The sequence below is a fragment of the Ruegeria sp. BJ6 genome (genome assembly GCF_056537885.1).
Genome location: NZ_JBQFSG010000001.1, coordinates 332,828 through 354,424, shown reverse-complemented (window position 1 = coordinate 354,424; position 21,597 = coordinate 332,828). Strand labels below are relative to the sequence as shown.

At 56.6% G+C, this 21,597-nt stretch carries 18 protein-coding genes; 17 read left to right on the top strand and 1 reads right to left on the bottom strand.

Features of this window, described 5'->3' with window-relative positions; translation table 11 throughout:
• Positions 1–129: 129 nt before the first annotated feature.
• Complete coding sequence (locus tag ACR0D6_RS01630) at positions 130–1,797, bottom strand: fasciclin domain-containing protein (RefSeq protein WP_480764227.1); 1,668 nt, start codon at positions 1,795–1,797, stop codon at positions 130–132.
• A gap of 690 nt (positions 1,798–2,487) precedes the next feature.
• Between ACR0D6_RS01630 and ACR0D6_RS01625 the strand changes: the two genes are divergently transcribed.
• From ACR0D6_RS01625 to ACR0D6_RS01545, 17 genes are all read left to right on the top strand, one after another.
• The gene (locus tag ACR0D6_RS01625; RefSeq protein ID WP_480764226.1) at positions 2,488–3,750 is read left to right on the top strand and encodes an ABC transporter substrate-binding protein; all 1,263 of its coding nucleotides are present in this window, start codon (positions 2,488–2,490) and stop codon (positions 3,748–3,750) included.
• 188 nt (positions 3,751–3,938) lie between these two features.
• Entirely contained in the window at positions 3,939–4,763 is an 825-nt protein-coding gene (locus tag ACR0D6_RS01620) for a helix-turn-helix transcriptional regulator (RefSeq protein WP_480764225.1), read from the top strand.
• A 172-nt stretch (positions 4,764–4,935) separates the two neighbouring features.
• Positions 4,936–5,949: a branched-chain amino acid ABC transporter permease gene (locus tag ACR0D6_RS01615; RefSeq protein WP_480764224.1), complete on the top strand. Its 1,014-nt coding sequence runs from the start codon at positions 4,936–4,938 to the stop codon at positions 5,947–5,949.
• A 3-nt stretch (positions 5,950–5,952) separates the two neighbouring features.
• A complete protein-coding gene (locus ACR0D6_RS01610) occupies positions 5,953–7,038 on the top strand; it encodes a branched-chain amino acid ABC transporter permease (RefSeq protein ID WP_480764223.1) in 1,086 nt (361 codons plus the stop codon).
• Positions 7,031–7,810: an ABC transporter ATP-binding protein gene (locus ACR0D6_RS01605; protein ID WP_480764222.1), complete on the top strand. Its 780-nt coding sequence runs from the start codon at positions 7,031–7,033 to the stop codon at positions 7,808–7,810. Before ACR0D6_RS01610 ends, ACR0D6_RS01605 begins: the two co-directional genes overlap by 8 nt.
• Entirely contained in the window at positions 7,803–9,986 is a 2,184-nt protein-coding gene (locus tag ACR0D6_RS01600) for a Tm-1-like ATP-binding domain-containing protein (protein ID WP_480764221.1), read from the top strand. Before ACR0D6_RS01605 ends, ACR0D6_RS01600 begins: the two co-directional genes overlap by 8 nt.
• The gene (locus tag ACR0D6_RS01595) at positions 9,973–10,818 is read left to right on the top strand and encodes a phosphoenolpyruvate hydrolase family protein (RefSeq protein ID WP_480764220.1); all 846 of its coding nucleotides are present in this window, start codon (positions 9,973–9,975) and stop codon (positions 10,816–10,818) included. Before ACR0D6_RS01600 ends, ACR0D6_RS01595 begins: the two co-directional genes overlap by 14 nt.
• Positions 10,819–10,831: 13 nt before the next feature.
• Entirely contained in the window at positions 10,832–13,078 is a 2,247-nt protein-coding gene (locus ACR0D6_RS01590) for a flotillin family protein (RefSeq protein WP_480764219.1), read from the top strand.
• 12 nt (positions 13,079–13,090) lie between these two features.
• Positions 13,091–13,534 carry an SRPBCC family protein gene (locus tag ACR0D6_RS01585; protein WP_480449025.1) on the top strand — a complete coding sequence of 148 codons (444 nt, stop codon included), beginning with the start codon at positions 13,091–13,093 and terminating at the stop codon, positions 13,532–13,534.
• Positions 13,531–13,965 (top strand): SRPBCC family protein, encoded by a 435-nt coding sequence (locus ACR0D6_RS01580; protein ID WP_480764218.1) that lies wholly within the window; start codon positions 13,531–13,533, stop codon positions 13,963–13,965. The genes ACR0D6_RS01585 and ACR0D6_RS01580 overlap by 4 nt, the downstream gene beginning before the upstream one ends.
• Position 13,966: 1 nt before the next feature.
• Positions 13,967–14,782: an FAD binding domain-containing protein gene (locus tag ACR0D6_RS01575; RefSeq protein WP_480764217.1), complete on the top strand. Its 816-nt coding sequence runs from the start codon at positions 13,967–13,969 to the stop codon at positions 14,780–14,782.
• A 3-nt stretch (positions 14,783–14,785) separates the two neighbouring features.
• Positions 14,786–15,265, top strand: coding sequence for a (2Fe-2S)-binding protein (locus ACR0D6_RS01570; protein ID WP_480449028.1), 480 nt, complete (start codon positions 14,786–14,788; stop codon positions 15,263–15,265).
• Positions 15,262–17,013, top strand: a complete 1,752-nt coding sequence (locus ACR0D6_RS01565; protein WP_480764216.1) for a xanthine dehydrogenase family protein molybdopterin-binding subunit — start codon at positions 15,262–15,264, stop codon at positions 17,011–17,013. The genes ACR0D6_RS01570 and ACR0D6_RS01565 overlap by 4 nt, the downstream gene beginning before the upstream one ends.
• Position 17,014: 1 nt before the next feature.
• Positions 17,015–18,025, top strand: coding sequence for a xanthine dehydrogenase family protein molybdopterin-binding subunit (locus ACR0D6_RS01560; RefSeq protein WP_480764215.1), 1,011 nt, complete (start codon positions 17,015–17,017; stop codon positions 18,023–18,025).
• Positions 18,026–18,028: 3 nt separating this feature from the next.
• A complete protein-coding gene (locus tag ACR0D6_RS01555) occupies positions 18,029–18,901 on the top strand; it encodes an AAA family ATPase (protein WP_480764214.1) in 873 nt (290 codons plus the stop codon).
• The gene (locus tag ACR0D6_RS01550) at positions 18,898–20,025 is read left to right on the top strand and encodes a VWA domain-containing protein (protein WP_480764213.1); all 1,128 of its coding nucleotides are present in this window, start codon (positions 18,898–18,900) and stop codon (positions 20,023–20,025) included. The genes ACR0D6_RS01555 and ACR0D6_RS01550 overlap by 4 nt, the downstream gene beginning before the upstream one ends.
• The gene (locus ACR0D6_RS01545) at positions 20,025–21,590 is read left to right on the top strand and encodes an isochorismatase family protein (protein WP_480764212.1); all 1,566 of its coding nucleotides are present in this window, start codon (positions 20,025–20,027) and stop codon (positions 21,588–21,590) included. The genes ACR0D6_RS01550 and ACR0D6_RS01545 overlap by 1 nt, the downstream gene beginning before the upstream one ends.
• The last annotated feature ends 7 nt before the right edge of the window (positions 21,591–21,597 follow it).

The window sequence follows — 21,597 nt, the reverse complement described above, 5'->3', positions numbered from 1 at the left end:
TTTGCCAAGACAAAAAGTTTCTAGTGCGTGCGAAAGGAAGCTTACTGAACGTTAAATCAAGAACGCTTGGCCGTAGAAGAGGGGGGCTACTGTTTTCAGCCCCCCAATGTGTCGGCGTCGACCCGTAAATTACACGATTTGAAAGTCGTCGACGTCAAGATGCCAAACATTAGAAATGAGCACTGATCCCTTGTCTTCGATCTCGATCAAGGAACCTCCTCTTACCAACTCAACTGCGTTGGCAATGTCCTGCGCCGATCCAAAATCATCCGACGAAAAGATTAGCTCGTCGTGGGAGTCGAAACGGGCTACTTTGTTGTCTCCTTCGATGTTCGTGAAATCGAAGCTGTCTGCCCCAAATCCTCCGCTGTAGAAGTCATTCCCTTCGCCATCAATAAAGGTGTCATTTCCGCGGCCGCCAAACGATCTGTCATTGCCGGCGCCATCAATGAAAGTGTCGTCGCCACGACCGCCATACGATTTATCGTTGCCGCCACCGTCGATCAGAGTGTCGTTACCAGCGCCACCTGCAAGTCTGTCGTGTCCGTCACCGGCACTCAGGACATCATCGCCCCAGCGACCCCAAAGCTTATCATTGGCACCGCCGCCTTCAAGAACGTCATCACTCCGCGATCCTTTGAGCTTTAACGGCTCCGGATCAAGATCGAATGGAAGAAGTACGGCATCTATCGCCTGTATTTGACCATTGGCGGCTTCGATATCCGTCAGCCCGTCTATCAATTCTGGATTTGATATCTGCGGGTCTGCGTCAACCACTTTGTTGCCGTCAATGACAAGCGTCGCACCGTCCAGAAGTGTTCCAAGGACCTTTTCCTCTTGTAGGCCATCAACACGCTGGCCACCACCCAACACATGGTACTTCAGAACGTCTGACACAGTTTCAGCGCCGAGAACGGTCGCCAGAGCAGTTGCGTAATCGGCATCCACCACGTCCTCTGGTGCCTTTTCAACCACTTCGGCAACATTAATTCCGAGGCTATCGGACAACGCAATGAATGCGTCGTCTGTCGGCGCAAAGACCGTAACATCGGCATTCCGGGACGCCGCAGCGTCCAACAAGCCGTTAATGTCGTTTGTAGCGACCAATGCGGCCGTCAGGATTTCAAAGTTGTCATTTCCGGTTGCAATGTCGGCAATGGTCGGTTGTGCAATCACCTCGGCGACATCCAACGGCAATAGAACCCGATCAATGGCCTGAATTGTGCCGTTACTGGCCGCAATGTCGGTCAGACCTTCAATCACTTCAGGGTTTTCGAGCTCAGGGTCCGCGTCGATCAATTCACCATCTTTGACGTCAAAGCTGGTGGCCAGCCCGTCAAGATCGACCAGTGTGTTGACAGAACCAGCCTCTTCGAGCTCTGCCAGAGAAGCACCACCGACTTTGACATGATATTTGAGTACCTGGCTTACCACGTCGGCGCCCAATACAGTAGCAAGTGCAGTAGCGACGTCCGCATCAACGACGTCAGCCGGGTCTTTTTCAAGAACGGCCGCGACATCGATGCCAAGGCTCTTGGCAAGCTCAGCAAAGGCAGCGTCAGTCGGGGCAAAGACAGTTATATCCGCATTCGGATCCAATGCCACGTCCAGCAGGCCGTCAATCCCGTTTGTTGCTTGAAGCGCGGCAACGAGGGTTTCGAAATTGTCGTTGCCGGAAGCGATAGACGCGATGGTGTCCATGGGCGTTTCTTCCACCGGGGGTTCAGGCATCGGCGGCTCGGGTGGCTTTCCGAACAGCCTGTCGAAGACGTTTGATAGAAGGTTTTTTAAGAACATGATGATACTCCCCAGCAGTTTTGTTTTTGCACCAAAGGTGAACGTTGCTTCCTTTGGCAGCGGCAATCTGCTTCCGATTGCTCGGAACTGATGATGTTTACGGAAGCTTTAGTGAACTGGATCATTCAATCAGACGGCACGTCCGCTAACGGATGTGACTCCGGACACTTCCATGCGAGAGAGATCGCACCGAATAAGCCTCTTAACGCTCTGCATTGACGAGTTTTTTTGCTTGGAACATCATCGAAGCTGCCGTGCTGGACAAATTTTTGGACGGCGTTACTCAAACAACTTCAACAGTTCGCAAAACTCATTTGCTCGATCAGTGGTTCTATTAAGTAAGGTTTTTGGGCAGTTAGAGGACGGGCATTTGACGGATGGAATTGGACGGCAGCTTTGCCCGCACAGCGGTCGTTGAGGCTATGATCGGTATTCGGGTGCCTTTCTCTACATTGCTGAGAGATGCGGGCTAGCAGGTCAGCGACGAGCCCCTGGAGCGTCTATGTGCACTTGCCGGGCGCAGATCCAAGTGTCCAAAGCTGACATGCATTTCCAGACAAAAATGAGACCCTGAGTTAAATGGGCTTAAATCGGAAAATGGCCAAATACCCATGAACTGTCATCCTAACCCGGCATTTCTGAGCGCTCATAGCGGCTTGGATTCTGTGGAGACGCATATGGGAGGAGACAATGAAGTTAAGAGTAAGCATGCTCGCAGCAACGACCGCATTTGCAGTGCAGATGGTCGCGGGGTCGGCGGTGGCGGAAACCTTAAAAATTGGTTTTCTGGCGACCCTTGAAGGTACTTACACAATACTGGGTGAGGACAGTAAACGCGGCTTTGAGCTGGCCTTGGAACAAGCGGGGCACAAGATTGCTGGACGCGACCTTGAGATATTCATCGGAGCGACGGATGCCAGCCCGGAGAGCGCACTTCGCGCTGCGCGCAAGGTTGTTGAGCAAGATGGCGTGGACATCGTTGTCGGACCGCTTTCAGGTTCGGAAGGGATCGCCCTAAGGGACTATTCCAAAACCCAGCCTCAGGTGACGTTCATCAACGGGATTTCCGGGGCTCAAGAAACCACGATGGTTGAGCCTTCGGAGAACTTCTTCCGGTTCAACATGGATGGTGCTCAGTGGGGCATGGGTCTGGGAAGCTACGTTTTTAATGAAAAGGGATGGGAAGTGGTCGCGACCGTGGCCGAAGACTATTCCTTTGGCTACACGAACCTTCTCGGTTTCGCGATGGACTTCTGTTCTGCTGGTGGTGAGATCACGGAACGCCTGTGGGTGCCACTTGGAACCAAAGACTTTGCATCGATCATTGCGGCGCTGCCGGACGATGTGGATGCGATCTACCTAGGTCTTGGCGGCGGTGACGCAGTCAACTTCCTGAACCAGTACCTTCAGGCAGGTGGCGATGCCAATCTGATTGGCGGTACCATCATGGTTGATGGCACGGTTCTGAGCTCGAAGGGGCGCGCCAAGGAAGTTCTTATTGGCACCCCATCTTCTGGTCCGCAGGCCGACACTTGGGATGATCCCAAATGGCAGGCATTTGTGAAGGATTATCAAGACGCTTGGCCGCCGGAAAAACGCTTCCCGTCGCCCTCGTTGCTGGCAACAGGTTACTACAACTCGACCAATGCCATGATCCAGGCACTTGAGGCCGTGAATGGTGATCTGTCGGATGGCCACGCAGCGTTCCGTCAGGCTCTGATGGATCTGGAGTTAGACGCGCCGAACGGCAAGATCACCCTTGACCAAAATCGTCAGGCCATAGGTTCGAACTTTGTGACCGAGGTTGTCGAGGTTGGTAATGGCGAGCTGGCAACCCAGCTGGTGGCCAAGATTGACGGTGTATCCCAGACCTTGGGATTGGATCCGGAAGTCTTCTCGGCCGAGATCGGCACACCCAGCAGGGAAACACCAGTCTGCAAGAAGTGGTTCTGATCCGAGCCAACAAAATCGCAAGGGATCTACCTAGATTCCGTATCCGTCACCCCCGAAAAATTCGGGGGTGACGGCTTGCATTTTGGCAAGTTCGGAAATCGTGAGAAAACGGGAAACTTGCAAAATGTGGATTTTTAGGCCCGAATTGGTCTCAAAATCTGATAAAGCAGCCAGGGGAGGGCTGATTTATGGGAGACGCAGTTGCTGTTTATCACGGCCCGTTTGGTCGTGTTGCAATCTACAATCTCAGAGATCCGATGGTGACTCACGCGCACCGCGAGGGGCACCTGACTTTCTACGTGGACGGCCCCTTTTCGCAAATGCCGGTCATGGAGACGCCATACGAGTTGAACCCTGAAACCGTTGTCGCGTGTTCACCATGGCAGCCACACTCTTTTTCACCTAGTGAATTGGGAACACCGTCGATGTTCCTTGTGCTCTACATCAAGCCCATCTGGTATTCTGAGATTGCCCGGAATCCGCGTCCGGGCCTACAGTTCGGCAGCAACTTCTTTTATAGGACCGCAAAGATTGCTGGCTATGTAAACAAGCTGATCAATCTTCTGTTTCTGAACGAAGAGACTGATTTGATTGACGGTTATCTCTATGAGCTTACTCAAGAGTGTTACGATGAGTCCTGGAAACAAGCTGAAGCACTGGATCGAGGGATCGAACTGATAGCAGTTTCGGATTTTCGGGTCCGGCGGGCCATTCAGCTCATGCGAGAAGGCATTGGGGAAACCATGATCCTGGATGGCATTGCGCATGAATCCGGATTGTCGAGACCGCATTTCTACAAGCTATTCAAGCAGCAGACGGGTCTGACGCCGAACCTGTATCTCAACACGCTGCGAGTCGAGACTGCGTTGAATGATCTGTCCGATCAGAGCAAGACGATAAATTCGATCGCTGAGCACCTGGGGTTTTCCTCGCAGGCCAGTTTTTCCCGGTTCTTTTCGTCGAACGTGGGGCTGGCTCCCTCGCACTATCGGCGCGTGGCGTCCTTCATCTGATTCGGGGCGCCAACCTAGAATTCCGGACCGGAATTTCGGAGTGGCGGTTATCCCATGAGACTGTGCGGTAAATCCAAATCGACCTGAATCTGCGATCCTAAGTCAAAGCTTAGACTTGGGAGGAACGCAGGATGAAAGGTGAGGGGTGGATAGCGCAGGGCCGGAGCGCGGGATGAGCGCGTTCTGGAATAGGCACCCGATCTGGTCGGCGATTTTAGCGATCGCGGCCTTCGTTCTTTTGTGGCTGATCTTTGCCATCTGGCCACCTGAACTCATAGCGGTAATCGGCAAGAAGAAAGTCTTTGTGAATGCTCTATTGAACGGCATTACCCTGGGCGCACTTTATTTCCTCGTCGCATCAGGATTCACGTTGATTTTTGGTTTGATGCGCAATGTGAACCTTGCACATGGGTCTTTGTACCTTCTGGGGGGGTACATTGGTTACGAAGTGGCAACCCTGACCGGTTCTTGGTTACTGGCTTTCCCGGCTGCCTTTTTGGCCATCGCATGTCTTGGCCTGGTCCTTCAGGTCCTCGTGTTCCGGCACCTTGATGGGCAGGACTTGCAACAGACCCTGATCACCATCGGCATTTCGATCGTTCTGGCGGACTTGATGCTGTGGGTTTGGGGCGGTGATTTTTACCAAATCCTTGCGCCAGATATGCTGTCTGGTCCGATTGAGACTTTCATCCAAACTGGGGTGAAACGCTCGACAGGTGCTCCGATCTTCCTAAAATATCCGGCCGTGCGTCTGGCCATACTTCTTGCTGCGGTCGTGATCGGGCTTGGGATGTGGCTCATCCTGAACCGCACCCGCATCGGAATGTATGTGCGCGCAGGTGTTGACGATCGCGAGATGCTGTCGGCGTCAGGTGTCCGTGTACAGTTGGTTTTCATCTGTGTCTTTGCATTTGGCGCAGGCCTCGCGGGGATGGCTGGTGTCGTGGGCGGGACATTTCAGTCAATGGCCCCGGGAGAAGACACCCGTTTCCTGCTTTCTTCGCTGGTGGTGGTGATCGTTGGGGGCATGGGCTCAATTCCTGGCGCTGCGCTTGGCGCTTTGCTTGTGGGATTGGCCGAACAATTCGGCTCGGTTTACATGCCGACCTATGCGGTCGTTCTGACTTTCCTGATCATGGTTCTGGTGCTGGCTTTCAGGCCCCAAGGCCTCATGGGGAAGGGCTGAGCCATGGCCCAATCTGAAACGATCTCTGCAACTGACACCACGAACGCCCACAAGAGTGAGCTTGGTCGCAGGCTTAGTGCCGTGCCTCCGCGGGTCTGGGCTGTCGCCATACTTTTGTTGCTAGTCCCCACATTCACCGGAGATTTTATCCAGTATCAGGTGTTCGGCTGGTCCTTTGTGCTGGGTCTGATCTCACTGAGCCTGATGTTCCTTGCCGGATACGGCGGCATGGTCAGTTTGGTGCAGATGACTGTTGCGGCGGTCGCGGGTTATTGTGTGGCGATCTTTGGAACCAGCGGTGTGGCCGAAATCAGCATGGGCTGGCCGTGGTACCTGTCGGTCATCGCCGCAATCCTGATTGCCACCTTGTTTTGCGTTCTGACAGGGGCGCTGGCGGTGCGAACCGAGGGTATTTATACCATCATGATCACGCTGGCGATCGCGTCCGCGTTCTTCTACTTCACACGCCAGAACTACACCATTTTCAATGGGTTCACTGGCTTCAACGGCGTACTTCCACCGCATCTCTTTGGGATCGACTGGCGTTCACCAACTGCGTTCTACTACCTCTCGCTTTTCTGGGCTGCCGCCGGATATTTTGCCGTTGTCTATGTGTCGCGCACGCCTTTTGGACTGGCTCTGCAAGGGGTTCGGGATAACCCTCGCCGGATGGCCGCCCTTGGATATTCGGTCAATGCACACAGGATTGCGGCTTATGCTTTCTCCGGTGTCCTGGCTGCCGTTGGAGGCATCCTTCTGACTTGGTCGAATGGGCAGATTTCCCCCGGTACCGCTGCGATCGGCCCTGTTATCGACATTCTGGTCATTGCCGTGATCGGGGGCATCAACACTCCCATCGGCCCATTTATCGGCGCTTTGATCTACGTTGTGTTGCGCACCTATGCTTTGGACTTTTTGGTCGCCGTAAACCTGAGTGGCGAACGCTTCAAACTGCTGGTTGGGTTGGGTTTCCTCATCATCGTCTATTGGTCCCCCGATGGTGTTTGCGGGCTGTGGAACAAGTTTGCTCCAAAGCTCCGTCTCCAGCGGAAAGAATTGGGCGCGACGGAAGGCAAGGTCGATGTCTGAGCAAAGCCTTAAACAAGACATCGGAACCGAATACGCGTTGGAGTTGCGCGGTGTGACGAAAAAATTCGGAGCTCTTAGTGCTTTGACGGACATCACTATGTCCATTCGGCCAGGAGAACGCCGCGCGGTGCTGGGTTCGAATGGAGCCGGAAAAACCACACTCTTCAACTGTATCACGGGCGATTTCCCCCCAACGAGTGGTAGCGTGATGTTCTTTGGTGAAGACGTCACGGCTTTTCCAGCCCATGAACGCATTCGCCGGGGGTTGCGCCGGACTTACCAGATTTCCCTTTTGTTCGATGGTTTGTCCGTGCGTGACAACGTTTATCTCGCCTGTCGTGGGGTTTCGCGCGGTCGGTTCTCGATGCGTCGGGCCAATGACGATGACGCACTTATGCACGCCGCAGAGAACCTGATCGACATTGTCCATCTGGATGACGTTCGCGAGGCGACCGTTTCTGACTTGTCTTATGGCCAGCAACGCCAGCTTGAGATTGCGCTTGCTCTGGCAGGAGCGCCGCGACTGGTGCTTTTGGACGAACCGGCGGCTGGTCTATCCCCGTCGGAACGCAAAGATCTGGTGTCCATTCTCGGGCGACTCCCGGCACATATGGGCTACGTGATTATCGAGCATGACATGGATGTTGCTCTGCGCGTCGCTGACCGTGTGACGATGATGCACAACGGGAAGATCTTTAAGGACGGCGCGCCAGACGAAATCGAAAACGATCCTGAGGTGCAAGCGCTTTACTTGGGAGGGGGCCATGACTGATCGGAACTCTGCCCCGGCGCTGGACGTTCGCGGTCTCAACGTCTTTTATGGTGCGTCCCATGCGTTGCAGGGCGTTGATCTGACGTTGCCCGGTGGGGTTTTGTCCGTGGTCGGGCGCAACGGGATGGGTAAGACCACGTTGTGCAAGACAATTATGGGGCTCATTCCGGCCCGATCAGGCTCCATAAATTTTGGAGGCACGCCGTTGCTGGGCCGCGATCCCGGCTCCATCGCGCGCATGGGGATCGCCTATGTTCCCCAGGGGCGTCGGCTGTGGCCTTCGCTGACGGTGGACGAACACCTCAAGATGCTGGGAAGTGGGAAGGGTTCGTGGACACCTGAACGCATTTATGACGTGTTTCCTCGTCTGGCCGAACGCAAGCAAAATGGTGGCGGACAGCTCTCGGGCGGAGAGCAGCAGATGCTGGCGATTGCCCGCGCTTTGCTTTCCAACCCCAGCCTGTTGATCATGGATGAGCCGACCGAAGGGCTGGCTCCGGTAATCGTCGATCAGGTGACCGAAATGCTGATCTCTCTCGCCGCGCAGGGCGAGATGGATATATTGGTCATCGAGCAGAACATTGGGGTTGCGACCTCGGTATCGGATACGGTGGCGATTATGCTCAACGGCCGGATCAACCGGTTGATCGATGCCACCCGGCTTTCAACGGATATTGACCTTCAGCAGAGCTTGCTGGGGGTAGGGCGTCACGCCCACGATGACGACGAAGAAGCGCTTTCTTCTGATGTGGAAGAGGGGGCTGCGGCACCTCGTTCGAGCCGGTTCGTCTATATGTCGAACCCAAGTGTGCCAACGCGTTGGTCGCGCCCGGCAAGCGTGTCGGAGATCATGCGCAAATCACGGCCTGTGACTGCAGAGCCGATGCCGCAGACGCCGGACGCTTCCCTGATCCGACCGCATGCTCTTCCGTCGCGAGGCGGGCTTGTTCTGGTGGCCGGCACAATGGACACCAAGGCCCGCGAACTCACCTTTATCCGCGACATCCTACGTAAGCAGGGTTTGAATGTGCGCACGGTGGACTTGTCCACGCGTGAGGGCTTTTCTGCGGCTGACTTTCCTGCCCATGAAATCGCGGCTTCGGGACGACGCGGCAGAGGTATGGGGACGGATCGCGGTCAAAGTGTTGCGGCGATGTCCGAAGCCTTCCGCAACTGGGTCTCAAGGCGCAATGACATTGCAGGCATTATCTCTGCGGGAGGCAGCGGAGGTACCGCGCTGGCAACCCCTGCCATGAGAGAGCTGCCGGTGGGCGTGCCGAAAGTCATGATCTCGACCGTCGCAGCTGGGGATGTTGCCCCTTATGTGGCCGGCTCAGATATCACCATGATCAACGCGGTGGCGGATATCCAGGGTTTGAACAGGATTACGCGGCAGGTGCTCGCCAACGGTGCCAATGCGCTGGGCGGAATGGTGCGCGACCGCGAACGAGAGGCTGAGAACGCCGGGTTCAGTGACAAACCAGTGCTTGGGTTGACAATGTTTGGGATAACGACGCCCTGCGTCACCCATCTGACCGAAGCGCTTGAGGCGCAGTACGAGTGCCTCGTATTCCACGCCACCGGCTCGGGTGGACGCAGCATGGAAGCGCTGGCCGAACAGGGCATTATCGGAACAGTTCTGGATATCACGACGACCGAGATTGCGGACATGATCGCCGGAGGCGTGTTGGCGGCTGATGAAAGTCGACTGGATGTACTGACACATCGGCGCATTCCCTACCTAGGTGCCTGTGGCGCGCTTGATACTGTGAATTTCGGTGCGCCGGAAACCATACCGGAACGCTTCAGAGACCGGGTGTTCTACCAGCACAATCCGCAGGTCACTTTGATGCGCAGCACGGCAGAAGAATGTCGGGAAATGGGGCTATGGATCGGCAACAAGCTGAACCAAATGCAGGGCCCGGTTCGCTTCTTTCTGCCAGAAGGAGGCCTGTCCGCTCTCGATGCCCCTGGGCAGCCCTTCCACGACCCCGCAGCAAATGATGCCTTGTTCCAGGCACTGGAAGAGGTGGTTCACGAAACTTCGGAACGGAAATTGGTGCGGGTGCCACATCACATCAATTCGCCGGCCTTCGCCAAAGAGGTAACCCGGCAACTCGCGACGATTGCAAAGCCGGACCGCCAAGAAAGGAGACTTGCCCATGCCACGGTTTGAGAGTTCGAAACTCATGGAAAAGTTCCGTTCCATGCGGGACAGCAAAACACCAATCATCGGTGGCGGTGCAGGGACCGGTTTGTCGGCGAAATGCGAAGAGCGCGGTGGGATTGACCTGATCGTGATCTACAACTCTGGCCGCTTTCGCATGGCGGGGCAGGGGTCTCTTGCTGGGATGATGCCTTATGGGGATGCCAATGCAATCATGCTGGAGATGGCAAAAGAGGTGCTGCGCGCGGTGACGCATACGCCCGTCTTGGCAGGAGTTTGCGGCACCGATCCGTTCCGCGACATGGAGCTTTTGCTTGATGAAATTGAGAGGCTTGGCCTGTCAGGCGTTCAGAACTTTCCGACAGTTGGCCTTATTGACGGACAGTTTCGCGTAAATCTCGAAGAAACCGGCATGTCGTACTCCAAGGAAGTCGACGTGATCCGAATGGCCGCTGAGCGTGGCTTGCTGACCACGCCATACGTGTTCTCCGCCGACGATGCTCGGGCAATGGCCGAGGCCGGCGCGGACATCATCGTTTGTCATCTCGGGCTGACAACTGGTGGGGCAATCGGAGCAGGAACTGCGTCCAGAATAGAGGACGCTCCGAGGCTGATTGACGACTGGGCTGCCGCCGCCCTTGAGGTCAACCCAGACGCCATCGTGCTCTGCCATGGCGGACCGATCTCGATGCCGACTGATGCGGAATACGTGCTTCAACACACGGAACATTGTCACGGGTTCTACGGAGCGAGTTCGATGGAAAGGCTTCCATCCGAAGTCGCTCTGACCAAGACCACACAGGAATTCAAGAATATCGCCATGGCGGTAGCGCAAGACTGAGGGAGTAAAGGACATGACAGGGCAATTGATTGGACAGCTTGTATCCTGGCTCATCGTGGCCGTAATCGCTGTCGCCATAATCTATTGGGTTTTGAATTGGCTGTATCGACGGACCACAAAAGAGACCGCTTTTGTTCGGACCGGCTTTTTGGGTGAGAAAGTCGTTATCGACGCCGGTGCCTTCGTCTGGCCGATCATTCACAACGTTACACCAGTGAACATGAACACCTTGCAGTTGGAAGTGCAGCGCGGTGGCGAGAACGCTCTGATTACAAAGGACCGCATGCGGGTCGATGTGATGGCGGACTTTTATGTAAGAGTGCAAAAGACCGATGCAGCTGTCTCGATTGCCGCAACGACTTTGGGTCAGCGGACAATGAACCAGGAACAATTGCACGGCCTGTTGTCGGGCAAGTTCGTATCGGCGCTGCGCGAAGTTGCGGCATCCATGGATCTGGAAGAGATCCATGAACAACGCTCAACCTATGTGTCCCGCGTCAAGGAAAGTGCGCATCTCGCGTTGGCGGAAAACGGGCTCGAGTTGGAATCCGTTGCAATCACCGACATTGACCAGACAGGGCTTGAATACTTCAACCCGTCCAACCGGTTCGATGCCGAGGGTTTGACCAAGCTGATTGATGAGATCGAGACACGTCGCAAGACACGAAACGATATCGAGCAAGAAACGGCAATCCTGATCCGTAATCGCAACCTTGAAAGCGAAAAGCGGGCGCTGGAGATTGAGCTTGAGGCGGAATTGGCGCGCTTGAAACAGGAACGCGATATCGAAACCCATCGCGCAGACCAACAGGCCCAAATTGCGCGCGAAAAGGCAGAGAAGATTGCAGAAAGTCAGGCCGCTGAAATTGCGTCGAATGAGGCCATCGAACGCAATCGCATCGCGCAGGAAAAGTCGATTTCCGAGACCCGCATTCTCTCGGAGCTGGAAGTTCGCAAACTGGAACTGAAACAGCGCAAGGAAGTGGAGGAAGCGGAAATCGCGACCCGCGAGGCCGTGGATCTGGAGCGGATACAACAGGAAGGCAAAGTTGCGGGAGCGGAGATCGCAAGAGACGCTCAGATCGCCGACGAAAGGATCAGCTCAGAACGCAAGACTCGTGCCGCCGAGATTGCCAAGAACCGCGCCGACGAAGAAGCTGAGATTGCAGCAGCAGAAGCTGTTGAAGCAGCCCGGATTGCTCAGCAGAAGGCCTTGGAGGAGCAGCGGATCGAGGCCGAGCGCGTGACGCGTGAGGCCCGGATTGAAAGCGACGAAAAGGTGCAGGTCGCAGAACTGAACACGCGTCGAGAGCTTGAGAAGCTGCAAGTCGATACAGACTTGGCGCAGGAGAAGGAGCGAATTGAGGCCGATCGCTCGCGCGAAGTTCTTGATGTCAATCGTGACCAGGCTGTTGAAGCGGCCAAGCTAGAACGTCGCAAGACATTGGAACAGCTTGAAGTCGACCGCCAGCGCTTGTTGCGAGAGGCAGAGATTTCCGCCCGTGAAGAAGTCGAGCGTGCCCGCATCGCCAGCGAGCGAGTGCTTGACGAGGCGCGTATCCTGCAAGAGCGTGACCGGCTTTCGCAAGAAATCGAACGTGACCAGAGTGTGGAAACGGCCGAACTGGACAAGGCTATCGCGGTTTATAAAAAGTCGCTGGAAGAGGCTGCTGCCCAGATTGCATCGGAAGAGGCCCGTGCCAAAGTGGCAGAAGCCGAAGAGGCCGTCCGGACCACCCGTGCAACTGAAGAGGCTGATCGCCGAAGCAAGGTCGAGTTGACCTTGGCTGAGAAGGACGCCAAGGCCCGCAAGATCATAGCAGAAAGCGATAAGATCACGGCTGCCGTGAATGCCGAGGCTCAACGCCTGATCAATGAAGCCGAGAACATCCTGACGGATGAGGCACGCCAGTCGATCTTCCGCCGCAAGATGCTGGAGCATGTCGAGGGTATCGTCTCTGCCTCGGTCAAACCGATGGAGAAGATCAACGACATCAAGATCATGCACCTTGGCGGCATAGGAGAAGGCGGCACAGGCGGTGGAGCCAAAAACACCACCGACGAGGTGATCGACTCTGCGCTTCGCTATCGGGTTCAGGCTCCGATGATCGACAGCTTGTTGTCCGAGATCGGCATCGAGGGCGGCAGCTTGGCCAAGATGGGCGGGCTGATCCGCGAGGCGCGCGACCTCAACACCCTGTCGAAATCTTCGGCTCCCGAGGCGCCTAAGTCTTCGGACTCGTCGGACAAGAAATCGTAAGGAACCGCAACCATGGCCAGTGTTTTTGTCAGCAGCATTATCCCCGCTTCAGCGGGTGATGTGTGGGAAAAGATACGCGATTTCAACGGACTGCCTCGGTGGCATCCCGTCGTCCGGGACAGCCGTATCCAAGACGGACTTCATCCGGACCAGGTAGGGTGTATACGCGACTTTCGCCTGCAAAACGGAGACAGGATCACGGAGCAACTGGTGGGTTTGTCCGACTACGACATGACGACGACCTATACGATACTTGAATCTCCCATGCCATTGACCGGCTATGTCGCAACTTTGCGTCTGACGCCCATTACCGACGGCAATCGCACCTTCGCCGAGTGGTCGGCCGAGTTCGACTGCGCGGAAGAAGACGAGCAGGATCTTGTCGACGGGATTGGCAACGACGTTTTCCAGGTTGGCTTTGATGCTCTCAAACGGCATTTCGGACAGGGGTCATGATCCGGGTTGCCAACAGTACTGTGCTGCGTGCGCCGATCGATCAGGTGTGGGATCTCTTGCGCGACTTCAACGGCCACGACCGTTGGCATCCCGCTGTCGCTGACAGCGAGATCGAGCGGGGAGTGCCGCCAGACAAGGTTGGATGTGTGCGTGCCTTCCATCTGGGGGATGGATCTTTCTTGCGGGAAAGGCTTCTCAGCCTTAGCGATGTCGAAACAGCCTTTTCCTATTGCCTTCAAGACACCCCCATCCCGCTGCTGAACTATGTCGCTCATGTCCGACTGGTACCGGTGACGGACGGTGACAGGTGCTTTTGGGAGTGGAAGGCGCAGTTCACGGCTCCAAAGGGGCAGGGCGCCCAACTGGCAGAACTTGTTGGAAACGACATTCAACTGGCCGGCTTTCAGGCCATTCGGGACGAGGTGGAGTAACATGACAGTTCAAGTGAGTAGCCTTTCAACGACCGAAAGCGCCGCACGCCTCCTATCGTCGGACAAGACCGCGTGGATGCTCGGAGGCGGTACGATCCTCATGCAGAGGGTCAATGCAGGGGATCCCAAGGTTCGCAAGCTCGTGCGGGTGGGTGATCCGGCTCTGACGGAAATCTCGTCAAGTGGTGCCAGCATCTCCATCGGGGCTGGCGTCACCATGGCCGAAATTCTCGCGAGACCTGAATTGAAGTTCTTACACGCGGCAGCCCGGTGTGTGGGCGGTCCAGCCATTCGAAACATGGCAACTGTGGGCGGCAATCTGTTTGCACGCGCGCCATACGGCGATCTGGGCGTTCTTCTTTTGTCACTCGGCGCAGAGGTAACTTTGGGTGGTCAATCCGGATCCCGCCCCGTGGCAATTGAGGCATTGTTTGACAAACTTGGCACGCCGCCGCCGCTTGTCCGCTCAATACACATTCGTCGTCCACAAGGGCAGGTGATGTTTCACAAGATGTCCCGCATGAACCCGCGCGGACCAGCCATCGTGACACTGGCCGTTCATCTGGACCACTCGGCCGGACGTCTCCGCGAAGCACGCGTCGCGCTTGGTGGTGTGGCGGACCGACCTTGTCTTTCGACAAGCGCGGCGCGCGCACTGAGCAACTCGCGGCTGGACGATTCCACAATCGAACGCGTTGTCTCGGACTCACTTCGAGGGATCGAGGCACGTACCGATGCGATCGCAAGTGGCTGGTATCGGGAACAGATGGTGCAAGTTCATTTGCGGCGCGCACTCACTCAGATGGGAGGGGGATAAGGCATGGCTCAACTTCCACTTCAATTCCGGTTGAATGGCTCGGATGTAGCTGTGTTTGCCGATGAGGCTGATAACCTGCTCGGCGTCTTGCGAGGCAAGATAGGCGACCTGACACCGAAATTCGGCTGTGGTCAGGGCGGTTGTGGGGCCTGCATGGTCAGCGTGGACGGCGAGACTGTCCTGTCCTGTGTGACCTTGGCTCAGAATGTTCAGGGGCGCGAAGTCGAAACCCTGGCCGGGCTATCCGGAGAACAGCTGGACCCGTTGCAAACCGCCTTCATGGATGGCTTTGCCGCGCAGTGCGGTTACTGCACGCCGGGCATGATCGTAGCCGCGAGGTCGCTCTTACGCCGCAACCCGAACCCGGATCGGGACGACATCATCGAAGCGATCTCGGACAACCTGTGCCGTTGCACCGGATACGAACCGATTATCGATGCAATCCAGTTAGTTGCTGCGCAAGAGCGGGGGGCACGCGCATGAGTGTAGAGTTTCGAAAGGACCTTTTTGCGGATGAGCGCGACGATGATCTGAACGAAGTCGGCAAGCCAACACGCCGGCAGGATATCCTTGGTCATGTCACCGGACGGTCGCCGTTCTTTGATGATCACCGTTTTGACGGAATGCTGCACATCAGATGTGTTCGCAGCCCCCACCACCACGCTCGCATTCGCAACATCGATAGCAGTCGCGCAGAAACCATGCCCGGTGTCGTCCGGATCATGCGGGGGGCGGATGTTCCTGTGAACCTCAATACCCTGCTTAGCCTGTTGGATTTCGGCAAGGATGACGAGCCCGTTCTGGCCGTGGACAAGGTCGCATACATGGGAGAGCCCGTTCTCGCCATCATAGCCGAGACCGAGGCGCAGGCTCATGACGCTGTAAACGCGGTGCGAGTGGACTACGAAGAGCTGCCGCATGTGCTGGATGTCGAAGAGGCGGTCAAGCCAGGCGCGCCATCGGTCAACGTCACCTATCCAGACAACAAGTTCGAGTTCTACGGCGGGGCAGACAAGCAAAAGCTGCGCTTCGGCGATGTGGAAACCGCGTTTGCGCGTGCGGATCACATCGTTGAAGGCCGATATCAGATGGCGCCTATCGAGCAGGCACCTATCGAACCAAACGGGGCCATCGCCCTGCCAGAGACCAACGATCGTTGGGCCTGCTACACCTCGACGCAAGGCTTGTTTTTCACCCTCGGAACGGCGGCCAAGCTGCTGGATGTTTCGTCCAGCAGGCTGCACTTTATCGGCGGAACCGTGGGGGGCGGTTTCGGTGGCAAAGTCGATGGTTTGTGCGAACCCTTGGCCATTCTCGGGGCCATGTTGACGGGGCGACCTGTGCGATACGTTCTGGACCGTGCCGAGGAAATGCAGGTCAGCGCACCACGCAGCGCCGAGGTTTGGTACATCAAGGACGGGCTTGCTGCTGACGGCCGGATCATTGGACGACAGTTCACCGGATACTTTGATTCCGGGGCCTACACTCGCTTGACCTCTTATGGCGTCGTGAAATGTACCGGGCACTTGCCAGGGCCTTACACGATCCCGAATGTGCATTCAGATCTCTACTGTGTTTACACCAACCGCACTCCGGCGACCGCGATGCGGGGGTTCGGTGTGACCGGGGCGGATTTTGCGATTGAACGGCATATGGACAAATGTGCCAGGGCTGTTGGTATGGATCCGCTCGAGTTCCGCCTGATCAACGCCTATCGCGACGGGGACATGAAGGCGCATCGACGGTTGGCCGGGAATTGCGCGTTGATCGAGAGCATTCACGCCGCCGCCGAGCGGGCCAACTACCCTTTGTCGCCAGAACACAGGCAAATGAGTTCGATGCAGGGTGGTGGAGGCGAGCGGGCGTTGATCCCCGAAACACGATTGCAGGATGGCTCAAAGCTGCCGGCTGGAACCCGGCGGATTGCGGCGGCAGACCATGCGCCGGGCCTGATCCCTCAGGTTGGCGTTGATGTACCGGTCTCCGGCAAGCTAAGTGCACCGGTAGCACCGCCCGTGCCCACGCCTGCGCCAGCCCAGCAACAAGTTGCGGCAAGCCCCGCAATGCGCGGTTATGGGGCCAGCGCCCTTGGCCACTCGGCGCCGCAACCTGCGCCTCCGCCACCAACTGCACCTGCAGTTGAAGCATCGCCAACCCCGACGGAAAAACCGGATAGAGCGCCAAGTCCTCGGTACTCCCGCTATTCCAAAATCGGCAACCGGAGACGTTGAGATGGCTATTCACAAAGGGCGCGGCACTTGCGCCATGAACTATCCTATCGGCATGAACCTTGGCGGCGATCCAAGCCAGGCGCTGGTTCATTCAAATCCAGAAGGCAAGTTCACCGTTGCTTTGTCCTCCATCGATCTGGGGCAGGGGATGAAATCGGTGTCTCGCCAAGTGGCGGCCGAGACTTTGGGTGTGCCGGTTGAAGATGTGTATGTCGATACCGCCGATAGTGACACCGGCCCCCATTGCATGGGGAGTTTCGCGTCACGCGGTACACATCGGGTGGGCAACGCGGTCATCGCTGCGGCCAAAGAGGCTCGCGCCATCATGCTGGAGGCCGCTGCAGAAGAGTTGGAGGTCAATGCCGCCGACCTTGTGACGGATGGACAGGGCAACATCCACGTGAAAGGCGCGCCGGGGAATTCGATCTCGACACAGGATGCCTGTAATGCCGCACAGTTCAAGTATGGCCAATCAGTTTCGGGACGCGGGATTTTCCTGATCCCCATGTCCGATGTTGACCCGGATACCGGCGAGATGAGCACGGTTTCTTGCTTTGCGCACACTGCCATGATCGTCGATCTCGAGGTCGATGACGAAACAGGAGAAGTGTCCAATGTCCGGATCAATTCGGCCTATGAAGTCGGCAGGGCGTTGAACCCAAAGTTGGTGGAGCAGCAGTTGATTGGCGGGGCATGGATGGGGTTGAGCCATGCCCTCTATGAAACCACCGAACCCTATTATCCATCGCGTGAGCACCGACCCTATAGCTTTTCCAGCTACCCGATGCCGGGTCCCGGGGATCTGGCGCAACACGACATTTCTATTCTCGAACGCCCAGCACCTGACGGCCCATACGGCGGGAAAGGCACCGGTGAGATGTGTGCGAACCCGGTTCTGCCTGCGGTCGCCAATGCGATCTTCGACGCGGTGGGGGTCGAGATGGACGAATTGCCCATTACGCCTGAGAAAATCCTGCGGGCCATTAATGAAAAGCGGCAGCAGGGGGCGTAATTCGTGACTGTGCAGCGCACGATAGACGGGATTGATAGCCCAGAAGCTTTAAAGGCGGCGCTGTCGGCAGCGCAATATTTGGCGGGCGATGGTCTGGCAACTTCGGCCTACCTCGCGCTGGCTCTCGGCAAGCCCTTGTTGCTAGAGGGAGCACCTGGCGTGGGCAAAACCGAAGCTGCCAAGGCACTCGCTTCGGCGCTGATGCGCGAGATGATCCGCCTTCAGTGTTTTGAGGGGATTGATGCCGCCAGTGCCATGTACGAATGGAACTATGCGCGTCAGATGTTGGCGATCCGTCAAGCCGGAGAAGGCGAAGAACCTGACATCTACGCGGATCGTTTCCTAATTGAACGACCCATGCTCAAGGCACTTAGAAATGGGCGGCATAGCTTGCTTCTGGTGGACGAGATCGACCGTTCAGACCATGAGTTCGAAGCCTTTTTGTTAGAGTATCTTTCGGACTTTCAGATTTCGATCCCCGAAACCGGAACGGTTTCAGCACTGCACCGTCCAATCATTGTTCTGACATCAAACCGAACCCGAGACCTTCACGAGGCGCTGCGCCGTCGGTGTGTCTACCATTGGATTGATTTCCCGGAACCCGAACTAGAGGCCGATATCGTCATGGCGCGGGCTGGAAGCGTGGCACGAGATACCGCGCGGGCCATCGTGGCTGCCGTGAACCGCCTGCGGCAAGAGCCGCTGGCCAAGCCCCCCGGAATTGCCGAGACGATCGAATGGGCCGAGGCTGCGACCGTTCTGAACGCCTTGGGGCACGGTTGGCCCGAGGCATTTCGCCACTCGATCGGCGTTGCGCTCAAGGATCAGGATGATCTCAGTTTTCTTGAACCTCGTATGGCGGAGATGATCGGATGACTCTCCCCGCCGCCTCGGCACATCTTCTTGGGTTTGCTCAGCTGCTTCGGGCCAACGGGTTTCTGGCTACGCCGGACCAGGGGATCGCTCTACTACAGTCTGTAGAAATTCTTGGGCCGAGGTCGATGAGGGATATTCAAAACGCCGCCTATGCGGTGTTTGGCCCACCACCGGAACGCAGAGATTTGTTTCAGGACTTGTTCGACGCGCATTTTCTTGGACGGGTATTGCCCGAGCTCGCTCAGGCGGTTGATGCGGATGAAACGGACATCAACGAAGATCGCGGCGGGGAAGAAGATCCTCTATCACCGGAAGAAGTTAATGAGGCTGGCCAGCAGGCAACCCGTTTGGAAATGGCCAGCCAGCGGCAATTGTTGGGTGGCGAAGAACAGGTTCTGAACTGGTTTCGAGCCCGAGCGTCCAGGATGCTTCCTCAACGGATGAGCCGACGCCGGCGAAAGTCGCGCAAGATAGAGGTTCTGGACATGCGTCGCGCCATGCGCAGGGCGGTGCGCCACGATGGAGAGCTTCTGACGTTACCGGGAAGGTCGCGTATCCGGACCATTCGCCCCGTGCTCTTGTTGATCGACGTTTCCGGTTCAATGAAGGACCAGACTGATGCCTACTTTCGCTTAGCACATTCGCTGAAGTCGCTGAATGCCAGGGTCGAGGTCTTTACGCTGGGCACGCAAACGACTCGTGTCACTCGGGCTTTAGCGCTGCGCAATCGAGAACAGGCGCTTGCCCGGGCCAGTGCCCTCATTCCAGATTGGGATGGCGGTACTCGACTAGGCGATACTATGAACGCTTTTCTTGCGGTGCCGCGCTATGCTGGCATGGCACGTGGGGCCTTTGTCGTAACGCTGTCTGACGGGTTGGAACGCGACGATTCCACGGCTCTGGAATTGGCGGTTCGCAGATTGTCCCGCCTTTGCTGGCAGCATCTTTGGCTGACTCCTTTGGGAGAAAATTCAGATTTTGTTCCTCAGACCGAAGCCCTGATACGCATTCGCGATGACCTTGATGGACTTGGTGGTGGCGCATCTACCGAAGCCATCTGCGAGCAGCTGCTGGACTGGGCTGCTCAGGACAAATCCAATTCATTTCACCGGAGGCATACCTGATGACACATGAAGCGCTGGACAGCTCGTTTACCGAGTTGATCGACGTTAACGCACCCGCGAAAGCCATCGGGACTGGGTACGAGTTCACGGAGGGGCCGATTTGGCACCCGATTGAGCAGTTCCTTTTCTTTTCGGACATGCCCGGGGATGTGCGCCGTGGCTATGACCCTGCGACCGGTGTGAGCGAAATCATGCGGCCTTCGAACAAGGGCAACGGCATGACCTATGATGCCGACCTGAATCTGTTGGTCTGTGAACACGCGACATCCTCTGTTGTGCGGTTCACGCCAAAAGGCCAGCGTGAAGTGCTGGCTTCGCATTTCGAGGGCAAAGAGTTGAACAGCCCTAACGACATCGTCGTGCAGTCAGATGGCGCGATCTGGTTCACCGATCCTACCTATGGTCGCATGCCGGGTTTCGGCGTCGAGCGCGAGGTAGAGTTGGGATTTCAGGGTGTGTACCGCATCCCCCCTGGCGGCGGAGCCCCACAACTGATGGTCAATCGCTATTCGTACGATCAGCCTAACGGGCTGTGCTTCAGCCCTGATGAAAGCAAGCTCTACGTCAATGATACGATGCAGACGAACATCCGTGTTTACGATGTGGCTGCAGACGGTTCCCTGACCAACGAACGCGTACTGGCTTCGGGGATATTCGATGCGGAACTTGAAGGTGTGCCTGACGGCATGAAGTGTGATGCCAAGGGCAACATTTGGGTCACTGCGCCGGGTGGCATCTGGATCTATGCGCCTTCTGGCTTTCTGTTGGGCAAAGTAAAGGTGCCGGAGAACACGGCCAACTTCCATTGGGGCGGTAGCGATTGGCGGACACTTTACGTCTGCGCCACGTCTTCAGTTTATGAAATTCCGGTGAAGGTCGGCCCGCATGTCGAACCATTCATGCGCAATGCAAGTTCGCAGGTGACGCCCGCAATTACCAAAACGGCAACTCTGGAATTCGATCCGGGCAAAGCAGCATTGATCATTCAGGACATGCAGAACGATGTCGTGATCGAAGGTGGGGCTTTTGCCGAAAGCGGGGCACCTGCGCATTGCGCGGAACAGAATACAATCGCCAACATCGCTTCGCTTGCAAGTGCGTGCCGCTCAAGGGGAATTCCGGTCATTCATGTCTGGTTTGTCGTCGATCCCGGTTGTCCAGGCCTGACAATGAACGCGCCGTTGTTTCGGGGGGTGCTTGACGAGAACGCACTGTTGCGAGGTTCGTGGGGCGCAGCACCGGTTCAGGGTCTTGAGCCGGAGGCCGGAGATTTCATTGTCGAGAAATCGCGCATGTCGCCTTGGGATACCAGTCGGTTGGAAACGATATTGCACGCGCGTGGTGTCACGACCCTCATCAATACCGGCGCATGGACCAATATGTCGGTTGAGCACACTGCCCGAACGGGGGCTGACAAGGGGTACATCGTCATCAGCCCGGAAGATGCCTGTTCAACGATGAATGCGGAGTGGCACCGCGCGTCTATGGAATATGCAACGCAGAACGTTGCCCAGGTGACGGATACGCAATCGGTACTGCGCAAGCTTGGTGTCACAGGAATTTAGGAGAGTT

Bases quoted from the DNA above. Each gene is read 5' to 3' on its own strand.
- ACR0D6_RS01610 (WP_480764223.1), top strand. From the start codon at position 5,953: ATGGCCCAATCTGAAACGATCTCTGCAACTGACACCACGAACGCCCAC.
- ACR0D6_RS01565 (WP_480764216.1), top strand. From the start codon at position 15,262: ATGAGTGTAGAGTTTCGAAAGGACCTTTTTGCGGATGAGCGCGACGAT.
- ACR0D6_RS01570 (WP_480449028.1), top strand. From the start codon at position 14,786: ATGGCTCAACTTCCACTTCAATTCCGGTTGAATGGCTCGGATGTAGCT.
- ACR0D6_RS01560 (WP_480764215.1), top strand. From the start codon at position 17,015: ATGGCTATTCACAAAGGGCGCGGCACTTGCGCCATGAACTATCCTATC.
- ACR0D6_RS01580 (WP_480764218.1), top strand. From the start codon at position 13,531: ATGATCCGGGTTGCCAACAGTACTGTGCTGCGTGCGCCGATCGATCAG.
- ACR0D6_RS01585 (WP_480449025.1), top strand. From the start codon at position 13,091: ATGGCCAGTGTTTTTGTCAGCAGCATTATCCCCGCTTCAGCGGGTGAT.
- ACR0D6_RS01590 (WP_480764219.1), top strand. From the start codon at position 10,832: ATGACAGGGCAATTGATTGGACAGCTTGTATCCTGGCTCATCGTGGCC.
- ACR0D6_RS01600 (WP_480764221.1), top strand. From the start codon at position 7,803: ATGACTGATCGGAACTCTGCCCCGGCGCTGGACGTTCGCGGTCTCAAC.
- ACR0D6_RS01605 (WP_480764222.1), top strand. From the start codon at position 7,031: ATGTCTGAGCAAAGCCTTAAACAAGACATCGGAACCGAATACGCGTTG.
- ACR0D6_RS01545 (WP_480764212.1), top strand. From the start codon at position 20,025: ATGACACATGAAGCGCTGGACAGCTCGTTTACCGAGTTGATCGACGTT.
- ACR0D6_RS01625 (WP_480764226.1), top strand. From the start codon at position 2,488: ATGAAGTTAAGAGTAAGCATGCTCGCAGCAACGACCGCATTTGCAGTG.
- ACR0D6_RS01550 (WP_480764213.1), top strand. From the start codon at position 18,898: ATGACTCTCCCCGCCGCCTCGGCACATCTTCTTGGGTTTGCTCAGCTG.
- ACR0D6_RS01630 (WP_480764227.1), bottom strand. From the start codon at position 1,797: ATGTTCTTAAAAAACCTTCTATCAAACGTCTTCGACAGGCTGTTCGGA.
- ACR0D6_RS01575 (WP_480764217.1), top strand. From the start codon at position 13,967: ATGACAGTTCAAGTGAGTAGCCTTTCAACGACCGAAAGCGCCGCACGC.
- ACR0D6_RS01595 (WP_480764220.1), top strand. From the start codon at position 9,973: ATGCCACGGTTTGAGAGTTCGAAACTCATGGAAAAGTTCCGTTCCATG.
- ACR0D6_RS01620 (WP_480764225.1), top strand. From the start codon at position 3,939: ATGGGAGACGCAGTTGCTGTTTATCACGGCCCGTTTGGTCGTGTTGCA.
- ACR0D6_RS01615 (WP_480764224.1), top strand. From the start codon at position 4,936: ATGAGCGCGTTCTGGAATAGGCACCCGATCTGGTCGGCGATTTTAGCG.